Here is a 25740-nt window from a genome sequence, read left to right as displayed (position 1 = left end):
TTGATGCCATTTTTCTTTATACTGTCACTGAGGCAGGTTGGACATTTGATTTCTAGAGTTATTTGCATTTCTCTATTTTATCAAAATTCAACCTGCTTTTTTTTAGCATACTTTTTGATACACCACCGAAAAAAGAACCCTAATTGAATTTAACGCCATGATTAGCTTCGTGGTTGGTATTTTCTATTTTCTTGCTTGGCTGACCAATCGTAAGGAACGCAGTTTTTTATGGTTTGCTATAACCAATTTTTGCTGGATTTTTTATAGCATCTGCTTTTTGTTAACAGGCCCTTTACCGTTTTCAACTACAGTATTAGACAGAATTCAGAATATTATTTTTTGCTTTTATACTGTATCGGGTTGTTTAGCGCTATGGTCATTTGTGGATCGTAGTTTCCCGCGCCTAGAAAAAGCACTTTGGGCATTTTTCACAGTCGCACTCGTGTGTCTAAGCTTCATACCGCTCACGCAACTGAATACTGTCATTCAAATCTTTTTCGGTGTTGCAGTACTGATCTTTTTGGCAAAATGTATTAGCTTCCCCTTTTTGGCTTATCAATCTAAACAGCCTGAAAGTTACTTAATGGCTGCTGTGTATCTGTTCTTTATCCCGATTGCTTTTCACGATGCGCATTTTGTAATTTCTATGGAAGGTCGCCCACTATCACCGTATACAGGCCCTTTCACCACGCTGTCTTTAGGGGCAATTTTAGGTTTACGTTTAGCACGTAACGCACGCCAAATTGATCGTTTTAATAAAACTTTATCGGAAAATGTATCTCGGGCTAAAACAGAATTGACGGAATCTTTAGAAAAACAGCATCAACTTTCTATTGAAAATGTTCGTCTACAAGAGCGCATTCATCTTTCCCATGACCTTCATGATGGTTTAGGCGGTTCAATTGTCCGTTCAATGTTATTGCTCGAACAAAATGACAAAGTTGAAAAACCACAAATTATGTCAATGCTGAAACTATTTCGAAATGACCTTCGACAAGTCATCGACTCAGGCTCAAGCATCGGTGTAAAAGCGCCTGACACACCTATTGAATGGGCTGCACCGATTCGACATCGTTTTGTACAATTATTTGAGGAATTAGAAATCCAATCAAATTGGAGCTTTGCACCAACATGGATTAATAGCCCGAATGCCGCACAATGTTTAACATTGACACGTGTTGCCGAAGAAACCCTCACCAACATCTTAAAACATAGCCAGGCCAATAAAGTCACTGTTTCCCTGAGTGAACTAGACGATCTATTGATTTTGCAAATTGAAGACAATGGGATCGGTTTTGATCCATCTGAAGTCGATCAAGGCCTACATGTGGGATTACATAGCATGCGTACACGTATTGCAAGAATAGATGGTGAGTTTCATATTGATTCAAAACCGGGTCATACACGCGTAAAAATCATTTTACCAATGCTTGATGATCAAGCCGAAAATAAACTCTAATCTGAATCCTAGCACTTGCTTTAGCAGTACCTTAGAGTCGCTTTTTTCCTGAAAAAATTTGACTTGTCAGACTCAGGACTTAAAATACCGCATTCGAATTTTTTACATTTGCCAAAGTTATGTCGAACGATCAATTAGACCAGCAAGCCGTAGAACTGGATAACCTAAACGAACACCGTGAAATCGTAACGTTTATGCGTCGTTCAACTCCACTCAATACATCTCAACGTACTGCATTGGAACAACATGGCCATTTAATTTTAGATTATCCTGTTGGTGATCTACGTCAACACTTTGAACACCCTGAGCGTCCTCTGACTGTCGAAATTGGTTTTGGTATGGGCCGTTCATTGGTACTGATGGCAAAAGCAAATCCTGAACGTAACTTTGTCGGCATTGAAGTACACGTACCAGGTATTGCACAGTGTGTATATGAAGCAGGTCTTGCAGGCTTAACTAACCTACGTGTGTTGGATGCAGATGCCATTCAAGTGCTGCGTGAAATGCCAGACAACAGTATTAATACCGTTCAATTGTATTTCCCTGACCCATGGCAGAAAAAACGTCATTTCAAACGCCGTTTCGTTTCACATGACCGCATGCCGTTAGTTGAAGAAAAATTGGAAATGGGCGGTACTTTCCATGCTGCAACAGACTGGGAACCGTATGCTGAATGGATGTTAGACGTATTGGACAACCGTCCGCGTTTAGAGAATCTTGCGGGTAAAGGCAATAGCTACCCTCGTCCTGAATGGCGTCCACAAACCAAATTTGAACGTCGTGGTATTGAGGCAGGTCATAAAATTAATGACTTTATTTTCAAAAAGATCAATTAATCTATTTTGAAAATTTAAAAAACCACCGACATCGGTGGTTTTTTTATTATTTAAATCAGAAAAATATTAAGCAACCTTAGATTGCTGCTGCGCTTGACGAATCATATCCACTGCTTTTTCGGCAATCATCACGGTTGGTGCATTAGTATTGCCATTAACCACAGACGGCATAATCGATGCATCCACTACACGTAAGTTCTGAATACCATACACTTTCAGCTCTGGATCAACGACAGCCATTTCATCGATGCCCATCTTACAGCTACCAACAGGATGATAAACCGTATCTACCCGCTGACGTAATATGGCACGAATATCATCATCCGTTTTGACCAATGAGGTAAATAGATCTTGCTTGTAATGACCCGCTAAGGCAGGTGATAACATCAATTGCTGAGTAATTTTAAAACCTTGGACTAAATCTTCAACATCCTGATCATCGCCTAAAAAATTTGGATCAATTAATAATGGATCATGAATACTTGAACCACTGATTTTAATTGTACCGCGACTACGTGGATTCAACAGACATACATGGCAAGACAAGCCATGACTGGCATGGAACTTACGTGCATGATCATCTACAAGTGCCACAACAAAATGTAATTGTAAGTTCGGAATTTCCAGCTCTGGTGAAGTCTTTAAAAATCCGCCACACTCAGCAAAATTTGAAGCAATCATGCCACGACGTTCTTTACGGTAACGGCCAATTTGTTTCAGCATATCCATCGAGCCGGGAATTGAAATACCAAAGGTTCCTTGATACTCCTTCACACTATAACCAAAGATAAAGTCAGGATGGTCGTGGAAATTTTTGCCGACACCCGGTAAGTGGTGCTTTAACTCAATACCATGTTCCTGTAATTCAGTTTGTTCACCAATACCCGAAAGCATTAAAATTTGTGGAGATTGCATAGCACCCGCACTTAACAACACTTCTCGCTGTGCTTTCAGTACTTTCAACTGCCCTGCATGGTGTACTTCTACACCTATCGCGACTTTATTTTCAATTACAATTCTATGGGTAGTCGCTTTGGTGAAAACAGTTAAATTTGGACGGTTTAAATGTGGAAATAAATAAGCCCGTGCCACACTACAACGCTCCCCCATTGATATGGGTCACTTGATAAACGCCAAGCCCTTCTTGCTCGGCACCATTGAAGTCATCTAAAACTTTATGACCTTGGGCACGTGCAGCTTCGGTATAACGCTGATGGAAAATATTATCACTCTGTACATCTGTGACAGATAGAGGTCCATCATTTCCATGAAATTTATTGTGAATTCTGTTATTTTTCTCAGAACGAATAAAGTACGGCAATACCTCGTCGTATGACTAGCCTATATTACCTTGCGCTGCCCATTGGTCATAATCATTTTTATGGCCACGGATATAAATCATAGCATTAATACTCGAAGATCCACCTAGACACTTGCCACGTGGTTGATAGCCTTTACGCCCATTCAAGCCTTTTTGTGGCACAGTTTCAAATGCCCAGTTATTAATTTTAGTAGGTAGACTTACCACACAAGCGGCTGGAATATTGACTGTCCATTGATCACCCTGCCCACCAGCTTCAAGTAAACAGACTTTGACCTCAGGATCTTCACTTAAACGCGCAGCTAATACACAACCTGCACTACCACCACCAATAATGATGTAATCAAATTCCGTTTTTGACATTATTTTCGTCCAGTTGATTATTTTTATATCTGAACAATAAGTGATTTGACGCAGGCTGAATAGTTACTTTCTAAAATATTTTATGGTGTTCTCAGCACGATTTTTAACTTTTCACTGCCCAATATGCGGCATAACTAAATATTTGGCTAAAACAATAGATGTGCTCAAAACCAATTTTCGTTAGTAAAGTTTGATAATCCGACTGTGATATCAGTTCAAAATCATCTGCCAAACGTTGCATCATTTTATTCGCTTGATGTTTTGTTAAACCTTGCGCTTGGCAAAACTGAGGTAATATTTCCAGCTCTACACTCGACTGTGACAGCATTAAATCAAAGCTTAAAAATATGCCCTGTGGCTTAAGCAGTTTAAACACTTTGGCTAAAAATAAAGGTTTAGCATCTTGCTCAATAAAATGAGTGACCAAAATACACAACACCGCATCAAATGCTTGAGGTACCTCAAAATCTGTATGGCTACCCAATACAAAATTAACTCGATATGCCTGCCCTGTAGCTTGAACATTTTGTCGAGCTTGATTCAGCATATTTTCAGAAAGTTCTGTCACAGTAAATGTGCAGTTTGGATGTGCAGCCAACAAATAATTCAACTCATAACCTGTGCCACAGCCAATAATCAGTACATGCGCATTTTCCTGAAGATGTAACTTCAAAATGCTTTGAATCTGCTGATGAATCAACTCATAACCAGGAATGAGTTTTCGGATGTGCTCATCATATCCATCAACCACAAGCTGACTATTAAAATCTTTTGCCACAATACGTCCTTATATATTTCATCTAGCGATCGATAATAATTCCAAATTTTAAGTGGCAGTATGGCGTTTTAAGATCTGCCCACTCAATAAACGATAAACCTGTTGCAATTCAACTTGCTGAGCATCTGCCAGCATCGAAGTATGCATATTTAATATATTTTGATCGCCTCGCATTGCTGGCCCTGTTTGCATTAAACGAGGATCATGCTGTGTGGCTTTTTGAGCAGTTTCTAATATAAGGGGATAAAGCAAACTAAAATCAACCTGTTTAGCATCAACCACTTGTTTGGCCATGTCATAACAATAATTACTAAAGTTACAAGCAAAAACCGCTGCCAAATGTAAACTTAGTCGCTGTGCTGAATCGTATTGATAGACATGCTGACTTAAACTGTTCGCCAAAACAGTTAAAATATTTAAATCGCCTTTATTCACCGCCTCAACAAATAACGGTGTATTGCTCCAATCCACTTCACGATCCAAACTAAAGGTTTGTAATGGATAAAATACGCCTGCACGTGAATGCTGTTGAGTAAGTACATCTAAATTGGTACTGCCAGATGTATGCACAATCAGCACATCAGGAAGTGAATAATGCACCTGCCCAATCACCGTTGAAATCGATTGATCACTAACGGCAATAATTGCTAAATCAATATTTGAGTCTAGCTGCTCAAAAGAATCTATGGCTTCAGCATTCACCAATGCGGCAAGTGACTTCGCTTTTTGTAGATTTCGATTTAAGACTTGCACAATTTGATGTTGGGTAATGAGCACTTGAGCAAGATGATGGGCTACACGCCCTGCACCGACAATACTTATTCGCATTCGTAACTTCAAAATATTTTAAAACAAACTAGAGCATGTCAGGAATGCCTATTTGATGCAATTGCAAAGCAATCAAAAGTATACGAAAGCAAAAACCGAGTTAATTTCTTAACTCGGTTTTAAATGAAATTCTATCCATCTATTTCAAGACGAGACAGGTTTAATTAATCCTAGAATTTAATTAAATACATTATTCAAATATACAATACGTTCATTGGTTTTTTGATTAAAACATTTGGTGAATTGCATGTTTTGATTTTGGTTTTGCATGGCGTCATCCCAATACTGTGAATGCTTTTGATAAGTTTCTTTTTCACTGTCATTTAATGAATACACGGATTTTTGTGCAAGCACTTTACAATCAACATCGCGCTTTTCAAACCAATCAGATTGATCTTGCTGCAATTGTGCCTTTTGCTCATCACTAAAACGATCCCAAGTTTGATTCAGTCGATCCACGACAGCAGCATTATCCTGATCTAATTCTTTTTTGCGAATATCCATTGCTTTTTGAGCAAGCCCCATTTGCTCAGTTTGACTTTCAATACTTTGCTGATAAGACTCTTCGTCTTGTTTATTTTGCTTACTATAAGCTGCGTATAACACAGCATGTCGTGTCACCGTCACCACACCATCAATCACATCATTTTGACTCGGCACACTGAGGCTCAAACCTTCTTGATCCGTTTTGGTAATACTATAAGTAAAGTTACCTTTGAGCTGATCATTTTCCATGCTTAAACCAGATTCACCATCCTGCAATGAATCATTTAAGGTGTAATTTGAATACCCTTCCTCACATTCATCACATGGACGTTCGGCGAAAGCATTTTCCGCACGCTTTTGTAAACCCTTCGGAAAGACCACCTGCAATTGACTAGCACATTCCAATGTTTTTGCTTTATTTGGATCTTCAGTTAGAGTGGTAATATTTTTAATTTTAAATTGAAGATTTTTTACAATTAAATCCATCAACTGTTGATCTGCTTCATAATCAGACTGACGTAATTGTTTGTTTAATTCTTTTAGATATTCACTCTTTAAATGATCTTGCAGCTGTTGAATATTTGCATTTGCAGTACAGCTCCAATCTTCTAATACCGGTGTATCTGACTTCACTTCCGCATCTTTCTTATTTTTAAAATAATCACAACCCGACATTAAGCTCATCGAAATCATCAGGCTGGTTAATATTATTTTTTTCATGCTTTAAATTACCATTGGTGTTTTATTATTCAGAGGCTTTGTTGCACAAAGATTTCATAACTATATGATTTTAAAAGTTTTGATTATTTTTTTGATCTAAAATTAAATTTATTTAAATCAGATGCTTACATATTTATGCAACAAAGCCTTATTCAGATGTATTCTAATCAAAATCACCCCGCTTTGACGAGAAAAATCCCTGCTTAAAACAGGGATTTTCTTTATTGTATGGTTAAAATTTTGAGTTTAAAGCTTAGTATGTTGTTTCTGTCACACCTTCACTACTTACGTCACGTACCTTACCATTTTCAGTATTTAAGACCTCAAATTCGATACGACGGTTTTTAAACTGACCTTCTTTTGTGCTGTTATCTGCGACTGGTTTTTCTTGACCATAGCCCACTGCTTGCAATTGAGCAGGGTCAACACCTTTAGACACTAAATAATCTACTACTGACTGTGCACGTTCTTGTGACAGTTTTTTATTAGCAGCAGCATCACCTACAGCATCGGTATGACCTTGTACCGTTAAATGCACTTGTGATGCACGTTGCATCAACGCAGCAGCCTGATCCAAAATAGATTTATTCACTTCAGGAATTTCAGAAGAACCCGTCGCAAAATTAATAATTTGTAGATTCAATGCTGTTGCGACATCTAAAGCACGGATTTGATCTGGATTAATACTCGCCAAGGCTTTTTGTGCATCAGTAATACTATTATCAACCGCAGAGCTTTCATCAACACCCTCTTGAACCAACACCGTCATATTTTTCGCTAAAGGTGCAATTTGGCTCGCTAAATTTTTAGCATCCGCAGGATTTTGAGACAAAATTGACAATTGATTTTCTGTCCAAGTTAAAGTGGTATTCGGCACACCTTTTAATTTTTGTAGTACTGTTGGAATGGTGTCTTGATCAATGAATTGTGTATGGTAACTCGCATCTGAAACAGCACCACAGCCCGTTGCAAAATTAAAAATTTGCTTCACTTGCTGTTGTAGGATATCCATATAGTTGGCATCACCAGTTTGAATTTGACAATTAGTCAATGCACCATCTACACCGGTGGTAAATTGTAAACGCGCTGGCTGAGATGCTGCAGGCTGTGCAACGGTTGTGCTTGATGTTGCTGGATCCTCTTTATTCGAACATGCTTTATATAAAAACGTAATTAGCCCCAATAACACCAGTAAAGCAATTAAAGGAAGTAGCCAATTGGATTTTTTTTCTTCAACAATGATTGGTTCAGGTTCAATGACTGGGGCTTGATGTAATGTTTTACCTACCGCGGTATTTATTCCTAGACCAGCGAGTAATGGTAAAGCCCATTGTGGAACAGCAGCCAAGATAGAATCAGCATGATTATCGAGTAAATAGGTAATCGCCTGTGGATCTGATGAACCTGCTTCATTTTCCAGTATACCGAGTGTAGGCGCAATTGATTGGTTCAGCGTGTGTTCAATTTGTGATGCTGGCGCTGCCCCACCTAAATGTTGTAGAAATTGATCTTTTAAACTTGGGTTAGATACAAAGATATCTGAAAGCCGTGGATTTAATTGCTTTTGAAATGTTTCAATCAATTGTGGCTTAGAACGAAATAAATTCAACAACACAGGAATAAACTGACTAATCGCAGAATTTTTTTCAAATAAATTCTCTGTGTCACCGTCTAGCACAATCGATGAGACGTGCTGTTTAATTAATTCAATTAAATCGACATTCATACTTATACTCCATGCTCTTCTCATTATTTTCATGCAGATTTTAGTTTATATGCTTATTTTTTAATCAAATGTAATAATTTGTTCATTGCGGTTTTACAATGATTTTTAGCTCATTCTTTCAATATTTGTGGAAATAATCTCGCAAAAAAGCCAGCCGAAGCTGACTTTTTAAAATGAGTGAATGAGACCTTATTGATCTATTTTAAATCATTGTCCTGGGTAAAACGCTTGAACCACTTTACCTTTTACAGTTTGATTGATCAGAGGCGTATTTTTTCCATTCGACACAATACTGTCTTTATTAATGATCCATTCAAGTTCTGGATCAATTAAAACCCAACCAGCTTCATCTGCCCAACGCTGTTGCATTTGCGCCACTTGTGCAGGAGCAATAGTCACTTTTTCCACCCATGCTAAAGGCGTAAGTAGACCTTCGTTGATCAGTTCAATGCCAAATGGAATATAGGTATCAAATGCAGTGAAACCCGGTTGAGTTTCAGCAAATGGCGCCATTTTTGCAGAACTACTGAGAGGCTCATGATGCGTACAAATAGCGTCGATTACACCCTCTTTCACGCCTTGACGGAGCAAGTCTTTATCTTGTTCTGAGCGTAATGGCGGACGCACGTGTGCAAGTGAGTTAAAACCATCAATCAATTGATCAGTTAAATGCAATTGATGCATAGCAACATCACAGGTCACTGGTAAACCTTTCGCTTTGGCATTTTTAATTAATTCAACGGATGCACCTGACGACAATAAACCAAAATGTGCACGTACTTTGGTCGCTTCAATCATCAATAAGTATTTAGCAATTGCCACAGTTTCAGCCAAGGCTGGAATCATAGGTAAACCTTGACGTGACGCAACAAAGCCTTCATGCACACAACCGTCTTTGGCAATCTGCGGTTCTTCGGCATAGAACACAACCGTCATATTTAGACCTGCAGCATATTCCAAGGTACGAATAACAACGTCATCATCCATAAATGGTGCATTGGCATTCGATACAGCAGTACAACCACCTTTTTTCAAGCCGGCCATATTTGAAGGTTGTTTACCTAACAGTCCTTGGGTCTGCGCACCAATCACTTGTAGATAAATACCACCATCCAACATCGCTTTTTCAACCAAACCATGAATCAAAGCACCGTTGTCTTGCACAATCGGTTTTGAGTCTGGTGGTGTGAATACATGCAAAATACCATTGGCGCGCGCAGCTTGACCTTCTGACTTTAAAGTCCCGTGCTGCTGCTGACCTGGCTCACGTAAACGCGCACACAAGTCCACCATACTTGGCATCAGCCATTTACCTTGGCCATCAATGGTTTCTGTCGCCGTGCTTTCGCTTACATTCTGTTCCGCTACAAGTTTGCCATTTTCAAGGTAAACCGTTTGTACGCTATCGTTTTTTTTGATTGGGTCTAAGACACGTACATTTTCAATTTTTACAATAGTCATGACTTTTCCCTTAACCTGCAATCGCTTCTAACAAACCTTTTTCTTGTAACTGACCTTGCATTGCTAAAGCCAATACCGCCATACGCACAGCGATACCATTGGTCACCTGATGCAAAATCACAGATTGCTTACCATCGGCAATACTTGAGTCAATTTCAACGCCACGGTTCATTGGGCCCGGATGCATTACGATACAATCGGGTTTCGCTAGAGCCAAACGCTCTTTGTTTAAGCCATACATCTTGTAGAATTCAGCTTGTGATGATAAGGCAGGCGAATCAATACGTTCATTTTGAATGCGTAGGGTAATGATCACATCGCAATCACGAATACCGTCTTCCATATTGTTAAATAAACGAACATCTTCACCATATTCATTAAAGCCATATGGCAACAATGTATTCGGTGCAACGACACGAATATCTTTACAGCCCAATGTTTGCAATGCTGCAACATCAGAACGTGCTACGCGTGAATGCTTAATATCACCAATAATCGCAATGGAAATGTCTTCAAAATTCTTTTTTGTTTCACGGCGAATCGTCAACATATCCAACATGGCTTGTGTTGGATGTGCATGACGACCATCTCCTGCATTGATGATTGCAACATGCGGGCAAACATCTTTAGCAATAAAATGTGGTGCACCTGAAGATGAATGACGTACCACAAAGATGTCCGTCGCCATGGCTTCAAGATTCCACAACGTATCACGCAAAGTCTCGCCTTTTGATGTACTAGAACGTGCAATATCAATGTTCAATACGTTTGCAGACAGGCGCTTTGCTGCTGCTTCAAAAGTGGTTCGTGTACGGGTTGAGTTCTCAAAAAACAGGTTCATTACCGTACGACCTTCAAGGAGGTTATTGGTAATCAGCTGATTTTGGTCATTAAAAAAGGACTGTGCAGTGTCCAATATTTTTGTGAGAGTTTCTTTAGAAAGACCTTCGATGGTGAGGAAATGTTTTAAGTTACCATCTTGGTTAAGTTGAATCTGGCTCGGAGTATGCAATGCCGCTAAGTGCATGAGAGATTCCTAATCGTTAAGTCAACGCATTATACAGAGATTGAACGAAAATGGCAGTTGATGTTTTCTACAAACAACACAAAACAAAGCTGTAAATAGAAATGAATTTTCAAATTCCTATCTATCATTTCAATTAGATAAATTAAACAAAATCATTTAAAATCACTCTTTACCCATCTACATTCCAAGTATTTTGGTTTTACCGTCAACCATTAAATATACATATAAATTCTATAAATTTGACCCTTTAATCTAGTTTATTCATTATTATTTGGCTGTAATCCAATAGGTGAAAGTCTGTTTATTCGTTTTATTTTTGACTTTCACAAATGGTTCTTTTTAATCTTGTTTCAAATTAACGTAATGCGCCGATATAACGATGTGAAACTTGCGCCTTATAAATATCTTCAGCAGTGGGCTCACTGGCATATAGATATTGTTCATCTTCTTCATTGAGCTTAGGTATTGCTAACTTAGTTTCGACTTCCACCACGTCACTGATTTCACTCAACTCTAATTCCGTATAAAGACGTGCAACTAAACGTGATAATTCTGGATCTTCAGTATTTAACGCTAAATTTGCTACATAGCGCGCATAGTCTTTATTTTCGACCATAAATAAAGCATCAACTACACGCCCACTCACACGACGTAAACGTGCATAAAGTAAGGTTGCAATAGAAAATGCATTTGATTGTGATACTGTCGTTGCTGCTGTCATCGTGCTACCCCGTTATTGATCATTCAATTAAAAAAATTATTAACCTTTCACAATTGCGAATGGGATATAGCAATTTTTATACCATTACCGTGAATAATCCCTTAAAGCCTTCACAGTAGTTGGAGATTTTTTTGACCGATTTACCCATATTTCTCTATTAACTCAGTAAGAACATCCGCCCAAATAGTCGAAAATACGTTAAAATATTAGATTGCTTTTTTGCCTTTGGAAATTTACATGAATTCGAAACCGCGTCTCTCTACATATTGGGTTACCTGTGCAGATGGACTTGAAACCTTACTCCGCGAGGAAATTGAAGGTTTAGGTGTTCAAAATATTGAACAATTCCCGGGTCGTTTGGTTTTCAAAGGCAAATTAGAAGATGCTTACCGCATTTGTATGTGGTCTCGTTTAGCGTCACGTGTATTGACTCCAATTCACACACATGAACTTGAATTCACACATGACGCACGTGATGTGGCTGAAGAGCTCTATGAAGGTGCAATGAACTTTGATTGGTCACTTATTTTTGCACCACAAAGTACCTTCGCGATTCGTCTACATGTAGAACGCGACATTAAAGTGAACTCTCAGTTCGCAACGCTTCGTGTAAAAGATGGTGTCGTCGATTCATTTATGGAAGCTGTAGGCAAGCGTCCAAGTATTGATATCAAGCAGCCTGAAATTACACTTTATGTGTTGGCTGGCAAAACAGCACATACATATTGCTTAGACTTATCTGGCGATTCTTTACATAAACGTGGCTACCGTCGCTATATGACCGATGCCCCAATCAAAGAAAACTTAGCCGCTGCAATTTTGCAAAAAGCACAATTAAAACAGCAAAATCCAGACATCATCCTTGACCCTATGTGTGGCTCAGGTACGTTTATTATTGAATCTTTAATGATTTTGACTGATCGTGCGCCTGGTCTTGTCCGTCGTTTTGGCTTCAATGGCTGGAATGGTCATGACCATGAACTTTGGATGTCAATTAAAGCTGAAGCGGCTGAACGCCATAAAGCAGCACTTGAATTACCTTTACCTCAGTTCTATGCATTTGATGCAGACTGGGAAGCAGTCAAAGCCACCAAACAAAACATTATTGCTGCTGGTTTTGAATCTGTTCTCGATCAAATTAAGCTTGAAGAACGGACGCTTGCTGATTGGCCAGATTTCCAAAATGTAGGCAAAAAATCTTTTGTAGTCACCAACCCGCCATATGGTGAGCGTTTAGGTGAAAAAGCATCAAACCGCGCTTTATATTTAGGCCTTTCTGCTTTATTACAAAAGAATTTCCCAAATCAGCCTGCTGCAATTATTGCTTCACAAGTTGAACAAGCCGACGTTCTTGCATTCAATGATCCAAAAATTTTGCGCTTGATGAATGGTAAATTACCTATATATGTTCGCTTTGGTACGATCAAACCAGCGACGGTACAAAAGCCGTTCCTAGAACATTGGGAACCACAGCAATTTGAACCAATTGAAGGTGCGCAAGACTTTACCAATCGTCTGCAAAAGAACATGCAGAACTTGAAAAAATGGGCAGTAAAAGAAAATATTTACTGTCTACGTCTGTACGATGCCGATCTTCCTGACTTTAATGTTGCTGTCGATTTATATGGCGATCGTTTACATGTTCAAGAATATGCGCCACCAAAACAAATTGACCCTGAAAAAGCCAAAAAGCGTTTCAACCTTGCTTTACAAGCGATTCGCTCTGTAACTGGTCTTGGCCGTGATGCGATCTTTATCAAAACTCGTGCACGCCAAGAAGGTAAAAATCAGTACACAAAACAAAGTACTGCCTCTAAGCGCTTTATTGTGCAAGAAGGTAAAGCGAAGATCTTGGTTAACTTAACTGATTATCTTGATACAGGTTTATTCCTTGACCATCGTCAAATGCGTTTACGTATTGCCAATGAAGTTCGTGGTAAGCACTTCCTTAACTTGTATAGCTACACATCTACAGCGAGTTTGCATGCTGCATTAGGTGGCGCAGCAAGTACGACCAGTGTCGATTTATCAAATACCTATTTAAATTGGTCAAAAGAAAATTTTGTCTTGAATGGCTTAACCGTTGATCATGCAGATGAACAACACCAATTCTTCGCAAGCGATTGCTTTGAATGGTTAAAAGAAGGTCATGAACAATATGATATGATTTTCATTGACCCACCGACATTCTCGAATTCGAAAAAATTCCACGGTACTTTCGACGTGCAACGTGACCACATGTCACTTCTTAAACGTGCTATGAACCGTCTAACCACCGACGGTACGCTTTATTTCTCAAATAACTACCGTGGTTTCGTGATGGATGATGTTATTTTGGCCATGTTTGATGTTGAAGAAATCAGTAATGAAACGATTGGTCTCGACTTTAAACGGAATACCAAAATTCACCGTTCTTGGAAAATTACGCATCCTAAAATCTAAGTCAATTCCATTCACTTAGTCTTTTCCGATTTAGAAATGAAGCATGTCAGTGCTTCATTTCTACTACTACCCCATCTGGATAAGTGACACGCATATTTTCATAGTGTTCGGCCATTCGTATGTGATTGACAGGTGTTACATCAGCAGTTCGCGTTCCTAACTGATCTGCAGCTCTTTTCTTTTGCAATAAATAATCACTTGCCGTCGAACCTTCCAATTGTTTTTCTTGAATAATCTTATTATTACGACTTGATTTATGTGCTGAATTTTTTTACTGCTCTGCTTTTGGTTTCGCCACCTCGCCATCAATCATTTCCAACGTATCTTGACTAAACTGCCCTTTTCCTTGAATTTCAGTTGCCAACTTTTTATCTGAAATTACATGGCCTGCATAACTGTACGAAACAATCGCACTCAACAAAGCCAAACTACAAATATAAGCAATAGGCTTACTTCGAAGAACGCTTGGCAATTTAGTATTAGCATAGCGCGTATTTTGGCTGATTTTTTTGTTTTCCATCTTCATGATGACTTGTCCTATTATTGTTGTGTTTGGATTTTGCCATTTGACGCTAAAAATTTTTGCTTCTACTCACAATGGCCTTCCGTTCTTCATCCGATAAAATGACTGTATCAATAATGGAATTTTTGCCACAAAAAAACCGCTCGATTTGAGCGGTTGTTTCATCTTCATATTAATCTTTCTGCTGCACAGCTTTACCAAAAAGTTTCTGTCCAAACTTATATTGCATACTCACAACCATATCATTGCCATCACGTTTACCTTGTCCAGAACTTTCTAAGCTGCTAAACATCGATTCAACTTCTTGGCCAGAAATTGATTTCCCTTGTAATTGCAAATAATTGTTCATCACTGCAGATAGCATATTCTTATCAAATTTTAGATCGGCATGAAAATCCAATAAACTCGGTACCATTTTCACAAATGACTCAATAGAAGCTTGATGTCCAGGCATTAACTTACCATCTAGGCTTGCAGAGGCACTGCCACCACCCAAACTAATGGTGTTATTTTTGGATTTAAAATCGAACCCTTGATTGACCACAGCAAGGAAAGCTTTTGTCATTTCTGGTTCTGAATCTGTAACAGCATCACATGAATTATCGACTTGATGCCACACATCCCTAAAGGCTTTCACTTTTTGTAAATTAACTTTATTCAGCTCTAAATTTAAAGCCAAATTTTGAGTAATCGGTGAACCGGGAAAATCCATTTCGCTGGCTTTAATATAGCCAATGAAATCAACATCATTAGGATTGATTTTGGTTTCCCAACGCATATCCAAACCTTTCATACCACCCGACATTTTAGAATCAATGCGTTTAAAAGAAGCTGCCTGCATTTCTACAAAGCCAGACTCGAGTTGTGGTTTATTTAAGCCCTGATTCGTAGTTAAAACCAAATCCTGAATCATCGTCTGTTCAGCGCCATCTAAAACTTGAACAACCGGAAATATCATAGAAAATTCAGTAACCTGTGTAGGCTGACCAGGCCGACTAAATGTTTTTATTTTTAGCTTACTCGCATTAGCGTGAATTTTTTTGGTTTCTGCAACTGTTTTAAACGCTGGAATTTGCACATCAGTGGTAGTTTGACCAATCCAATTGACTAATGTATTCGCACTAATATTGCCCTGTATCACATTGGCAAACTTCCCATGGCTTTGATCTTTCACGATTTTAAAATTGGATAAAACGGTATACCCCTTAAAACCTCTTTTAATTTCATCATGCCCATGAATCACGATCACTTCTTTGGGCTTACAAGGATCTGGCTTCAGTGTTAATTTCCAATCAACACTTCCATCCATCAGCCCCATTTTATAATGACTATATTGGATGTCGATATCTTCGACCACATCAGACAATTGGCTATTTTCATAATAGGCATTTAAATTTTTATCTGCATATAAATTCCCCCCGACTACAGCTGCTGAAAGTACAGCAATACTGCCTACTCCCCATATCAATTTTGACATGACTTACTCATTGTGATTATTCTTTGAGCAGTATACTGAATAATCTAGTTACATAAGTACACAATCAAGATTAAATTAAGTGATTGATATGAGGGTTTTAATTGAGGAGTCAATTCACAATATGTGCTTAAATGCGACCCACATCAAAATAACTAATTCGCTTTCGATCAAATTTCCCATAAGGATTGCCACTAAAACTATGGAAATAGTGCTTGGCTTTTAAAATATGTGAAGTGGTATTTTTCATCCATTGTATACGTGGATCATTTTCTGCCAAGGTGACACAGTATGTTTCTTTTCCTCGATGTTTTGTTTGTTCCTTTGCGTGAAAAATAAGACTCGAAAAAACCTCAAGGTCTTCTGGATGGCACAATGGGCTATGCATCATTAAGTAATCAAATGTCCCTTTCACTTTAGGTAAAGACAACACACCTCTAACATTGGCATAGACATTATAAAATGGCTTCATTAACTTTAAAGGTCGTGAATAATCGATAACACGGGTCTGTTTAAAGCTCTTTTGATTCCATAGCCCGTATAAACCAACCAATTGATCATCCTTATTATAAATAAGAAAAAAATCACTGAGACTCATACCCTTCCAAAAAGGATGATGACCTTCTAGTAGTCCATTAAAATCATAAGTGGGTAAAAAATTATAATGATCTTTCATTTTTAAAATGAAATCATTCGCCGCTGCAATTGCGTCTTGTGTTAGTGACTTGAAGCGATAATGAGCAAATGTTTTGGGCTTTTTGGCTTGAGATACGGTGTAAGTTTGAATATCGTCAAAATAATAGGGTAATGGAAACCCTTTACGCTCTTGATGCAAGATATTAGCAGCAACGACATTTGCATTGAGTACGACACTTTCAAAAATTGTATTCTGTGGAATCTCATCAAACACATAATCCATCAAAAGTCGCATCACTTTGCCTCCGCGATACTCTGAATGCATCCGTAAATCGGCAACATAGCGCATCAAATCAGCTTGTCCATTGATATAACAGTAGCGCCAGCCTAAATTCATCATTGCAACAACAAAACTAGGATTATCAATAGGGACAACAACCTTTAAATCAGGTCGGTTATATTGTGCTTGGCTCGCCGCTAAATAGCTTGGATATCGCTCATAAGACAAGGTAATACCATTACTTGGAACGGTTTCCGCACTGAGTTTCATGAGCTGTTCATCATCAGCTGGTGTTGCTGAGCGAACTGCAAAATTCGACTCATTTTTTGAACGATATAACACCATTTCATCTAATGGGTGTTCAAGAACATCAAGATCCATATGCTGTACTCAAATTATTTTTGTTTTCATTTTCTTCAATGGTTCTGGCTTAATATTTCCTTCAATCATGCCATTTTTCATTGCTAAAGTTTTATAGTAATCCCATGCATCATCGACATGCTTCACTTCAGGTTCATCTAGCTGCCCTAAATCACGTGCTAATTCATAATGAAAATTCTGCTTGAGAAGCTCATCTAAAGCCAGCGCACTTGGCTGTTTGGACTGATTACCTTCACTGAGTAAAATATAGTGCGGTTTCTTTTCACTGCACTGCTCTATACCCAAAATACTAATTGGAAGATAATCCTCTTGCTTAAATTCAGCCAATACATTGATCGCGATACTATGATCAAGTTTTTCACCCACTAAATCGACCGTCATCTTACGACCAAGAAACTCAAAGCATGGTACTTGATGATAAAAATCAGTGACACGTAACTCATCATCAATCACATAACGAATTAACCCAGAACCTGTGGTAATGACAGGACTTACAATATCACCAACTTTAAGTTTCCAAGAAGGTACAACCTGCAAAGTATCTTGCAAAATAAACTCGTAAAAGTGGGATTGGTAACTTAAAGGAAACCGTTCTGCAAATGGAATCGTGACGACACCTTCAGTTGCCCACAATCCTTTAGCTTCAAATGCAACGCCTGCTATACGTTGTTTTAGCTCTAGCGCCCATTGTGCAGCACTTGCAGTGTCCCAACTCGAAATCAAACTCAGTTTAGGCCAAAGTTTTTTCCACGCATCGGCTTGGCTTAAATCTAGTTGCTTCAGCTGATAGTGCTGTTCACAGGACTTGGGAACTTTTAAGAAATTGAGTCCCTGACGCTGCCAATGCCCTGTTTTCAGTACTTCGATAATCTCATCTTGATGTGCATGAATAATATCAAGCAGTTGTAATGCAAAAGTCGGACTCCAAACGGAAATCATGCCTAGATGCTTATCTGCCACTAAATATACTGCGGTGGCAAACATCGCCTCTTCAGCAGATTCCGCCAATGCAATTTCACTGGGTACTGATTGAGTGGTTTTAGTCAAAATACGCTTAGTAAAGTTGAGTAAAGCACTATCATCATTTAGGTTACTATTCTCGAGTAATTTGCGTTGACTCTCGGGCAACCAAGATACCGACCAATAATGCGTTGAGTTTTTAAGCTGCGGATGTTTACGATATAAATTGCATAACCACAAGCCAATCGCCTCATCCAATTCATCTAAAAAATGCTGCGTATATGGAATGAATTTTAGCGCCTCACTCGAACCACTGGTTGGCTGAAAGCGAATAACATCACCTGTGCCCATTTGATTTTCACCACTTTGACGCGAATGCTCAATTTTGTTTTTCCAATCGGCATAGCGCGTTAAAGGATACTGTTCAGCAAACTGCTCATAGCGCATTGCTGAAGAACTCTCTATACGGCGTAAAAAATGATTCAGTTTACGACGCTGCACAGTTTCAAGCTGATTTGACTGCCGTATATATCGTTTAAAGGCTTTTTTGCAGGCAAGATTCAGTACTTGATGAGAAGCGGAAAGTAGCAATCCCATGTTAAGCAACCTTCGTGTCTTGATCCGCGGCAATGTGCAAATTACGAGACTTATAGCGTAATTTGCTATCATGTTTACTCACACTCGTTGATTTCGTTAGGAAACGATTCACATAACGATATAAATCACTCCAACGTAATTCACCGATGCAAGGTAACTCCGTTCCATCGACCCAAGTAGGATTTTTATTTTCAAAGAAAGCAATCTTGCTATTTTTTTCACGCATTTCATTGGTAATTGGCGCAACATCGGCTTTTAATGGCTGGTAGTCATCACCAAAATTTAAAAGACCAGTTTCTTTATTGTAGTATTCTGAAAAATATTCTTTGCAATAAGACTCAACAAAATCTTTAAGATGTACATTTTTCTCATCGTAATGTGGGTAATAACTATAATAGTTATTCGCAAGCAATAAGTACGTTTTAAAGCCTTTGGAAATCAAAATCCAATAAACCGGTGTTCGAGGATGGCGAAACTTAAAGTTGATAATATAGCGAAACATTGCGCGGGTAAGCGCTCGATTGCCCCAGTATTGTTTTTCGATAATGGTATCGCCACTAAAAAATGCATGACGCGCTTTACCATTCACTACAAAGTCGCGTTCCATCACGGTTGAGAAGCCGACAATTTGTTTATTCTTGGGTTCAATAATAAAAAATACACCAGTTTTTTCGAGAAAATCACGCTCAAAAATTTCATACCGTGTATTGGCATAGTAGATTTGATAAATACTGTACATGCGCTTCAGTTCTTGTACAGTGACATCACCTGTACGTTTGTACTGGCTAAAGGGTTCTTTTTTTAGCTGACGAAGCAATTTAAATTCAATCATAATCATTCTTCCCTGTTGCGTAACATTCATAATGAAACGCGATATTTTTTTTGTTTTGCACAGAACATCCACTCGCAACCTGCGTTGTGGTGCGGTCGCAATATTAGTAGCTTGAATTATGAAATTGCAATCATCTTTACGTTTCTACACGAAAAATGCGACAAGTGTAAAAATAAAGAAACCCGGCCTAAACCGGGTTTCTTTTTTATATCTAATCAGTTAAAGATAAGTGCGTTTTAGTTAAGCATCATCTTGTCAAAAATAAGATGGTCGCCATCCGCTTTAATGACAATAGTATCCCCAGGTTGGAATGCACCTGACAATATTTTTTGAGCCAAACTATTTTCAACTTGCTGCTGAATTGCACGTTTTAGTGGTCGAGCGCCATAAATCGGGTCAAAACCAGCCTCAATCAATAATTCAAAAGCATTATCCTCAACCGATAAACTCATATCTTTATCAGCCAAACGTGCACGTAAGCGATCCAACTGGATATCTGCAATACCGCGAATTTGCGCTTTTTCCAATGAATGGAAGACCACAAGTTCATCTATACGGTTCACAAACTCAGGACGGAAGTGCTCAGATACAGCAGCCATAACAACAGCACGCACTTCCTCTTTGCTTGGATGATCACCTAATTCACGTACATCAGTCGAACCTAAGTTTGATGTCATCACAATAACCGTATTTTTAAAATCAATCACACGGCCTTGCGAGTCAGTTAAACGACCATCATCCAATACTTGCAATAAAATATTGAAGACGTCTGGATGTGCTTTTTCAACTTCATCAAATAACACCACGCTATACGGTTTACGACGAACAGCTTCGGTAAGCACACCACCTTCTTCATAGCCGACATAGCCCGGAGGTGCACCAACTAAACGACTCACTGAGTGTTTTTCCATAAACTCAGACATATCGATACGAATCATGGCATCATCACTATCAAACAAGAAGTTTGCCAATGCTTTGGTCAATTCAGTTTTACCAACCCCTGTTGGCCCTAAGAACAAGAATGAACCACTTGGACGATTCGGGTCAGATAAGCCTGCACGTGAACGACGTACTGCATTTGAAACTGCCACTACGGCTTCGTCTTGGCCAACCACACGGTTATGTAAAAAATCTTCCATATGTAGAAGTTTTTCACGTTCACCTTGCAGCATTTTGGCAACTGGAATACCCGTTGCTGCACTTACAACTTCAGCAATTTCATTTTCAGTGACTTTAGTACGAATCAGTTTAGGCTCTTCGTTGGTTTCAGCAACTTCTTCTTCATTTAAGCGTTTTTGCAATTCTGGAATCACTCCATATTGCAAACGACTTGCTTCAGCTAAATCACCTTCACGTTGTGCTTTTTCAAAGGCTGTACGCGCTTTGTCTAATTCAATTTGCGCTTGATTTGTACCATCGACAAGACGCTTTTCAGCAATCCAAACTTCTTCTAAATCACTGTATTCTTTCTGAACTTCAGCAATTTGTTTTTCCAAATGCTCAACTTCAGCTTTAGAGACTGAATCTGCATCTTTTTTCACTGCTTCTAACTGCATTTTCAACTGAATTAAGCGACGATCTAAACGGTCTAATGGCTCAGGTTTTGAGTCAATTTCCATTTTGATACGTGATGCAGCTTCATCAATCAAATCAATCGCTTTGTCTGGCAATTGACGATCAGTGATGTAACGATGTGACATTTTTGCCGCAGCAATGATGGCTGAGTCTAAAATTTGTACGCCATGGTGAGTCGCGTATTTATCTTTTAAGCCACGCAAAATCGCAATGGTATCCTCAACACTTGGCTCATCAACCAATACTTTTTGGAAACGACGCTCTAAAGCCGCATCTTTTTCAATAAATTGGCGGTATTCATCAAGTGTTGTCGCACCGACACAGCGAAGTTCACCACGTGCAAGCGCAGGTTTAAGCATGTTACCGGCATCCATTGCACCGTCGCCTTTACCAGCACCAACCAAAGTATGTAGCTCATCAATAAATAAGATGATTTCACCATCATATTTAGCGAGGTCTTTGAGTACTGCTTTTAAGCGTTCTTCAAACTCACCACGGTATTTGGCACCGGCTAGTAATGAACCGAGGTCAAGTGAAAGAACACGTTTACCTTTTAAGCTATCCGGCACCTCGCCATTGACGATACGCTGTGCTAAGCCCTCGACGATAGCTGTTTTACCAACACCAGGTTCACCAATCAGTACTGGGTTGTTTTTACTACGACGCGATAAAACTTGAATGGTACGACGAATCTCTTCGTCACGACCAATCACAGGATCTAGCTTACCTTCTAAAGCACGTGCATTTAGATCGAGTGTATATTTATTCAGTGAGTCACGTTGATCTTCATGGTTATTGCTCATGACTTGTTCGCCACCTCGAATATTTTCAATTGCTTTGCGCAGCTTATCTGAAGCCACACCCACACTATTTAAAATAGATTTTGTTTTGCCTGTTTCAGCTAAGCCTAAGATAACCCAATCTGTTGATAAGAACTCATCACCAGCTTTTTGCGCAAAACTATCGGCTAAATTAAGTGCCTTCACTGCTTCTGGGTTTAAGTTAATATCCCCAGTTGGACTACTCAATGTTGCTGCGTCTTTTAAAGCTTGCTGGAGCTTAGTTTTAAGCTCTGGAAGATTAGCACCAGCTTGCTGAAGTAAGCTCTGATTTGAAGGTTCCTCAAGCAAGGATGCCAGAATATGAATACCCTCAATGGCTGTATGATCCTTGCCCATTGCAAGTGATTGAGCATCGGACAGGGCTTGCTGCAAACGGTTTGTGAATTTTTCGAATCGCATTCTTGTTATTCCTCACAACAATTTCTTTACTTGAAGCATATATGGGAGCGGCCATTAGAATTTCAAATATATTTTTTAAATATTTTTCAAAACCTTAACCATTAAAAAAATTATAACTCCATAATAATATTGGTATAAAAATATAAGATTTCAAGGGCACATCTTGAGTTATTTTAAAAAACAAGGTGTTTTATATACACTTATCTTTTATATGGAATAAATTGTCATTAATTAGCCTAATTTGAAAATAATACTATCAATCTTGAACAGATAACTTCTCAATAAGAAATAAAAAAGTCTGAAACAATTCAGACTTTTTTATCAAGCTATACAAAATTTAATCCTTAAGGTGCAGGATTGGGTTGCTGACGGTGAATATCTTCAATGCCTTTTAGTACTTCTTCAGATAAATTAACATCAAACGCATCAATATTTTCTTTGAGCTGATCTAAATTTGTTGCGCCAATAATGGTACTTGTCACAAAGAATTGCTGTTTGATAAATGCAAGCGCCAATTGCGTCAAGGTTAAACCGTGCTTTTCAGCCAATTGTGCATATTGTTCTGTAGCCCATTCACTTTCAGGGTTTGAGTAGCGACTGAAACGTGAAAAAAGTGTTACACGCGCATTGGCAGGTCGTGCACCATTTCTAAATTTACCCGTTAAGTAACCAAAGGCCAATGGCGAATAAGCCAGTAAACCTATACCTTCATAATGCGCAATTTCTGACATCCCAATTTCATAGGTGCGATTCAACAAACTATAGGGATTTTGTACACTAACAAATTTTTCGAGACCTAATTTTTCTGCCAAGTGTAAAAATTTCAACGTTCCCCATGGCGTTTCATTTGATAAGCCAATGTAGCGAATACGTCCTTTTTTAATTTCATTACTCAGTGCAATTAAGGTTTCTTCAAGACTCGTTACGGTTTGATCACTCGTCGCTTCTGTATTGCCATAGCCCAATTTGCCAAAGAAATTGGTCGGACGCTGTGGCCAATGTAATTGATAAAGATCGATATAGTCTGTTTGGAGTCGGGTTAAAGACTGATCTAATGCAGACTCAATTTCTGAAGCAACGAATTTGGTTTTTCCATCACGTATATGACTACCACCTTGTGATGGTCCTGCGATTTTTGAAGCAAGGAATAATTTGTCACGCCCACCACGTTCTGCAATCCAGTTTCCAATAATACGCTCAGTTGAACCTTGGGTATCTGGTTTGGGCGGCACGGGATACATTTCCGCTGTGTCCCAAAAGTTTAATCCGCGTTCCAAAGCATAATCCAATTGTTGAAAAGCATCCGCTTGAGTATTTTGTTCACCAAAGGTCATGGTGCCCAGACATATTTCAGGAAGTAAAATGCCAGTATTCGCTAATGGTTTAAATTGCATAAGCCTTCATTCCCTATAATTTTCTATTTAGATCAATGTTAAAAGCTGGTTAAGCCTACTTAAAATATCATTATTGTTTAAATCATAATTTCCTGAATGGTTGTCATTTTTTATGACAAGCTCAAAATTTGTTAAATTTTAGACAAAAAAAAAGCAAATCCCTGGATTTGCTTTTTTTCAACTTAGAAGAATTTATTCTTCGTCTTCAAAGTCATCTGTTGCCAACTGACTTTTTTCTTCTAGCGATGCATCAAAAATAAGAATCGCCTTACCATCAGTTTCGATCATGCCTTGCTCTTCAAGTGTCTTAAGAACACGACCCACCATTTCACGGGAACAACCCACGATACGGCCAATCTCTTGACGAGTAATACGAATCTGACGACCATTCGGCAAAATCATTGCTTCTGGCTGAGATGATAAGTCAATTAAGCAACGTGCAATACGACCAGATACATCTATAAATGCAAGATCTGTCACTTTGCGAGTCGTGTTTTTAAGACGACGTACAAGTTGAGCAAATACTGCATAACTCAAGTCTGGATATTGTTTACTTAATTCATGAAAATTTTCATAGGTAATTTCAGCAATTTCACATACATCACGCGTACGAACTTCCGCGGTACGTTGTGCATTTGCTTCAAATAGACCCATTTCCCCAAAAAAGTCACCCGCATTTAAATATGCCACAACAATTTCACGCTCATCATCTTCGCGTAAAATAATAGATACAGAGCCCTTAAGAATTAAATACAAAGATTTAGATTCTGAACCCGCATCAACGATAGTGGTACGTTTTGGGTAACGATTAATATATGCACGTTTTAATAATGCCTTCACCGACTCAGGTAACTGCCCCGGAGATAGTGCATCTGTGCTAAGTTGTGAAAAGTTTGAAGTCATGCTAACAGTTCCGAAAATGGATAAATTTTAGATCGCACAAGACCTAAATTGAACTTGTCACACGTTAGAGTTGAAATTCCTTATCAACTCAATTTATGGTAGTGTACAGGTACTGCGTAAATTTATAGCTTTTTTTAGGGACTTGCAATGCAAACGAGTGTTCATTGGCTAGAGAATGTTGCTTTTGAAGCAAAAACTCAAAGTGGTCACACTATCATCATGGATGGATCGCCTGAATATGGTGGTGAAAACCGCGGTGCACGCCCAATGGAATTGATTTTAACTGGCTTAGGCGGTTGTGCTTCATTTGATATCGTGACGATTTTAAAGAAAGCACGTCAAGACATCACTGATGTTCGCTGTGAGTTAAAAGCAGAACGTGCTGATACTATTCCTGCAGTTTTTACTAAGATTCATTTACATTTTGTTGTTACTGGTAACGCCGTTAAAGAGAAGCAAGTTGCTAAGGCAGTTGAACTGTCAGCAGAAAAATATTGTTCTGCAAGTAAAATGCTAATGGACGGTGGTGTAGAAATTACCCATGACTTCGAAATTTTAGAAGCTGAAGCTGCATAATATTTTTGCTTAATTATTTAATAATCAGCCGCATTCAATGCGGCTTTTTTTTGACCAATCCGCTATAGAACACATTGGCTTTGTTGCACAAAGATTTGAAATGCAAAGCGCCCCTAATTGAGCCAAATTTAAGGCGTAACTTGGGTAAGTGGTCGACCTAATTCCGTAAATCTGTTAAGAACTGCTACACGTGCATGGAT

At 38.7% G+C, this 25740-nt stretch carries 20 protein-coding genes and 1 pseudogene; 4 read left to right on the top strand and 17 right to left on the bottom strand.

Translation table 11 applies throughout. The annotated features are described in order from the left end of the window. Positions 1-382 precede the first annotated feature (382 nt). Positions 383-1459, top strand: a complete 1077-nt coding sequence (locus FTT84_RS12515) for a sensor histidine kinase (protein ID WP_373685000.1) — start codon at positions 383-385, stop codon at positions 1457-1459. 119 nt (positions 1460-1578) lie between these two features. Then, complete coding sequence (gene trmB / locus FTT84_RS12510; protein ID WP_067762230.1) at positions 1579-2295, top strand: tRNA (guanosine(46)-N7)-methyltransferase TrmB; 717 nt, start codon at positions 1579-1581, stop codon at positions 2293-2295. Positions 2296-2361: 66 nt separating this feature from the next. Here trmB and FTT84_RS12505 read toward each other — a convergent pair. The 8 genes and pseudogenes from FTT84_RS12505 to FTT84_RS12470 all read right to left on the bottom strand — a co-directional run bounded on the left by FTT84_RS12505 (position 2362) and on the right by FTT84_RS12470 (position 11726). Then, positions 2362-3979 (bottom strand): annotated as a pseudogene (locus tag FTT84_RS12505) (GMC family oxidoreductase). Between the two features lie 103 nt (positions 3980-4082). Then, positions 4083-4757 carry a class I SAM-dependent methyltransferase gene (locus FTT84_RS12500; protein WP_180080797.1) on the bottom strand — a complete coding sequence of 225 codons (675 nt, stop codon included), beginning with the start codon at positions 4755-4757 and terminating at the stop codon, positions 4083-4085. Positions 4758-4805: 48 nt separating this feature from the next. Then, positions 4806-5585: a Rossmann-like and DUF2520 domain-containing protein gene (locus FTT84_RS12495; RefSeq protein WP_180080798.1), complete on the bottom strand. Its 780-nt coding sequence runs from the start codon at positions 5583-5585 to the stop codon at positions 4806-4808. Positions 5586-5762: 177 nt separating this feature from the next. Next, positions 5763-6791, bottom strand: coding sequence for a DUF1311 domain-containing protein (locus FTT84_RS12490; RefSeq protein WP_180080799.1), 1029 nt, complete (start codon positions 6789-6791; stop codon positions 5763-5765). Between the two features lie 253 nt (positions 6792-7044). Further along, positions 7045-8517, bottom strand: a complete 1473-nt coding sequence (locus FTT84_RS12485) for an OmpA family protein (protein ID WP_180080800.1) — start codon at positions 8515-8517, stop codon at positions 7045-7047. A 207-nt stretch (positions 8518-8724) separates the two neighbouring features. Continuing rightward, positions 8725-9978 (bottom strand): dihydroorotase, encoded by a 1254-nt coding sequence (locus FTT84_RS12480; RefSeq protein WP_180080801.1) that lies wholly within the window; start codon positions 9976-9978, stop codon positions 8725-8727. 10 nt (positions 9979-9988) lie between these two features. Further along, positions 9989-11005 carry an aspartate carbamoyltransferase catalytic subunit gene (locus FTT84_RS12475; protein ID WP_180080802.1) on the bottom strand — a complete coding sequence of 339 codons (1017 nt, stop codon included), beginning with the start codon at positions 11003-11005 and terminating at the stop codon, positions 9989-9991. 355 nt (positions 11006-11360) lie between these two features. Then, positions 11361-11726 (bottom strand): hypothetical protein, encoded by a 366-nt coding sequence (locus FTT84_RS12470; protein ID WP_180080803.1) that lies wholly within the window; start codon positions 11724-11726, stop codon positions 11361-11363. Positions 11727-11963: 237 nt separating this feature from the next. Between FTT84_RS12470 and rlmKL the strand changes: the two genes are divergently transcribed. Next, entirely contained in the window at positions 11964-14168 is a 2205-nt protein-coding gene (gene rlmKL, locus FTT84_RS12465) for a bifunctional 23S rRNA (guanine(2069)-N(7))-methyltransferase RlmK/23S rRNA (guanine(2445)-N(2))-methyltransferase RlmL (protein WP_180056629.1), read from the top strand. A 46-nt stretch (positions 14169-14214) separates the two neighbouring features. On the opposite strand, the gene FTT84_RS12460 is transcribed toward rlmKL, so the two are convergent. The 9 genes from FTT84_RS12460 to crp form a co-directional block, all read right to left on the bottom strand. Further along, complete coding sequence (locus FTT84_RS12460; RefSeq protein ID WP_180080804.1) at positions 14215-14385, bottom strand: hypothetical protein; 171 nt, start codon at positions 14383-14385, stop codon at positions 14215-14217. A gap of 54 nt (positions 14386-14439) precedes the next feature. Next, positions 14440-14694 carry a hypothetical protein gene (locus FTT84_RS12455; RefSeq protein WP_180080806.1) on the bottom strand — a complete coding sequence of 85 codons (255 nt, stop codon included), beginning with the start codon at positions 14692-14694 and terminating at the stop codon, positions 14440-14442. Between the two features lie 169 nt (positions 14695-14863). Next, positions 14864-16168, bottom strand: coding sequence for a DUF945 family protein (locus FTT84_RS12450; protein WP_180080808.1), 1305 nt, complete (start codon positions 16166-16168; stop codon positions 14864-14866). 127 nt (positions 16169-16295) lie between these two features. Next, on the bottom strand, positions 16296-17462 hold the full coding sequence (locus FTT84_RS12445) for a GNAT family N-acetyltransferase (protein ID WP_180080810.1): 1167 nt from the start codon (positions 17460-17462) through the stop codon (positions 16296-16298). A gap of 9 nt (positions 17463-17471) precedes the next feature. Then, positions 17472-19019 carry a GH3 auxin-responsive promoter family protein gene (locus FTT84_RS12440; RefSeq protein ID WP_180080812.1) on the bottom strand — a complete coding sequence of 516 codons (1548 nt, stop codon included), beginning with the start codon at positions 19017-19019 and terminating at the stop codon, positions 17472-17474. Position 19020: 1 nt separating this feature from the next. Continuing rightward, positions 19021-19857, bottom strand: a complete 837-nt coding sequence (locus FTT84_RS12435) for a hypothetical protein (RefSeq protein WP_257223380.1) — start codon at positions 19855-19857, stop codon at positions 19021-19023. 230 nt (positions 19858-20087) lie between these two features. Further along, positions 20088-22667 (bottom strand): ATP-dependent chaperone ClpB, encoded by a 2580-nt coding sequence (gene clpB / locus FTT84_RS12430; protein ID WP_180058917.1) that lies wholly within the window; start codon positions 22665-22667, stop codon positions 20088-20090. 344 nt (positions 22668-23011) lie between these two features. Beyond that, complete coding sequence (locus tag FTT84_RS12425; protein ID WP_180058918.1) at positions 23012-24061, bottom strand: NADP(H)-dependent aldo-keto reductase; 1050 nt, start codon at positions 24059-24061, stop codon at positions 23012-23014. Positions 24062-24253: 192 nt separating this feature from the next. Then, on the bottom strand, positions 24254-24964 hold the full coding sequence (gene crp, locus FTT84_RS12420; RefSeq protein ID WP_067762263.1) for a cAMP-activated global transcriptional regulator CRP: 711 nt from the start codon (positions 24962-24964) through the stop codon (positions 24254-24256). Between the two features lie 147 nt (positions 24965-25111). Here crp and FTT84_RS12415 point away from each other — a divergent pair, with 147 nt between their 5' ends. Beyond that, positions 25112-25540, top strand: coding sequence for an OsmC family protein (locus FTT84_RS12415; protein ID WP_180058919.1), 429 nt, complete (start codon positions 25112-25114; stop codon positions 25538-25540). The last annotated feature ends 200 nt before the right edge of the window (positions 25541-25740 follow it).

The organism is Acinetobacter sp. YH01019, assembly GCF_013420285.1.
In the GTDB taxonomy this organism is placed as follows: Bacteria; Pseudomonadota; Gammaproteobacteria; order Pseudomonadales; family Moraxellaceae; genus Acinetobacter; species Acinetobacter gandensis.
This window is presented reverse-complemented; position numbering and strand designations above follow the sequence as displayed.

Coding starts and splice junctions, on each gene's coding strand:
- trmB (WP_067762230.1), top strand. CDS start 1,579: ATGTCGAACGATCAATTAGACCAGCAAGCCGTAGAACTGGATAACCTA.
- FTT84_RS12495 (WP_180080798.1), bottom strand. CDS start 5,585: ATGCGAATAAGTATTGTCGGTGCAGGGCGTGTAGCCCATCATCTTGCT.
- FTT84_RS12490 (WP_180080799.1), bottom strand. CDS start 6,791: ATGAAAAAAATAATATTAACCAGCCTGATGATTTCGATGAGCTTAATG.
- FTT84_RS12485 (WP_180080800.1), bottom strand. CDS start 8,517: ATGAATGTCGATTTAATTGAATTAATTAAACAGCACGTCTCATCGATT.
- FTT84_RS12480 (WP_180080801.1), bottom strand. CDS start 9,978: ATGACTATTGTAAAAATTGAAAATGTACGTGTCTTAGACCCAATCAAA.
- FTT84_RS12475 (WP_180080802.1), bottom strand. CDS start 11,005: ATGCACTTAGCGGCATTGCATACTCCGAGCCAGATTCAACTTAACCAA.
- FTT84_RS12470 (WP_180080803.1), bottom strand. CDS start 11,726: ATGACAGCAGCAACGACAGTATCACAATCAAATGCATTTTCTATTGCA.
- rlmKL (WP_180056629.1), top strand. CDS start 11,964: ATGAATTCGAAACCGCGTCTCTCTACATATTGGGTTACCTGTGCAGAT.
- FTT84_RS12455 (WP_180080806.1), bottom strand. CDS start 14,694: ATGAAGATGGAAAACAAAAAAATCAGCCAAAATACGCGCTATGCTAAT.
- FTT84_RS12450 (WP_180080808.1), bottom strand. CDS start 16,168: ATGTCAAAATTGATATGGGGAGTAGGCAGTATTGCTGTACTTTCAGCA.
- FTT84_RS12445 (WP_180080810.1), bottom strand. CDS start 17,462: ATGGATCTTGATGTTCTTGAACACCCATTAGATGAAATGGTGTTATAT.
- FTT84_RS12440 (WP_180080812.1), bottom strand. CDS start 19,019: ATGGGATTGCTACTTTCCGCTTCTCATCAAGTACTGAATCTTGCCTGC.
- FTT84_RS12435 (WP_257223380.1), bottom strand. CDS start 19,857: ATGATTATGATTGAATTTAAATTGCTTCGTCAGCTAAAAAAAGAACCC.
- clpB (WP_180058917.1), bottom strand. CDS start 22,667: ATGCGATTCGAAAAATTCACAAACCGTTTGCAGCAAGCCCTGTCCGAT.
- FTT84_RS12425 (WP_180058918.1), bottom strand. CDS start 24,061: ATGCAATTTAAACCATTAGCGAATACTGGCATTTTACTTCCTGAAATA.
- crp (WP_067762263.1), bottom strand. CDS start 24,964: ATGACTTCAAACTTTTCACAACTTAGCACAGATGCACTATCTCCGGGG.
- FTT84_RS12415 (WP_180058919.1), top strand. CDS start 25,112: ATGCAAACGAGTGTTCATTGGCTAGAGAATGTTGCTTTTGAAGCAAAA.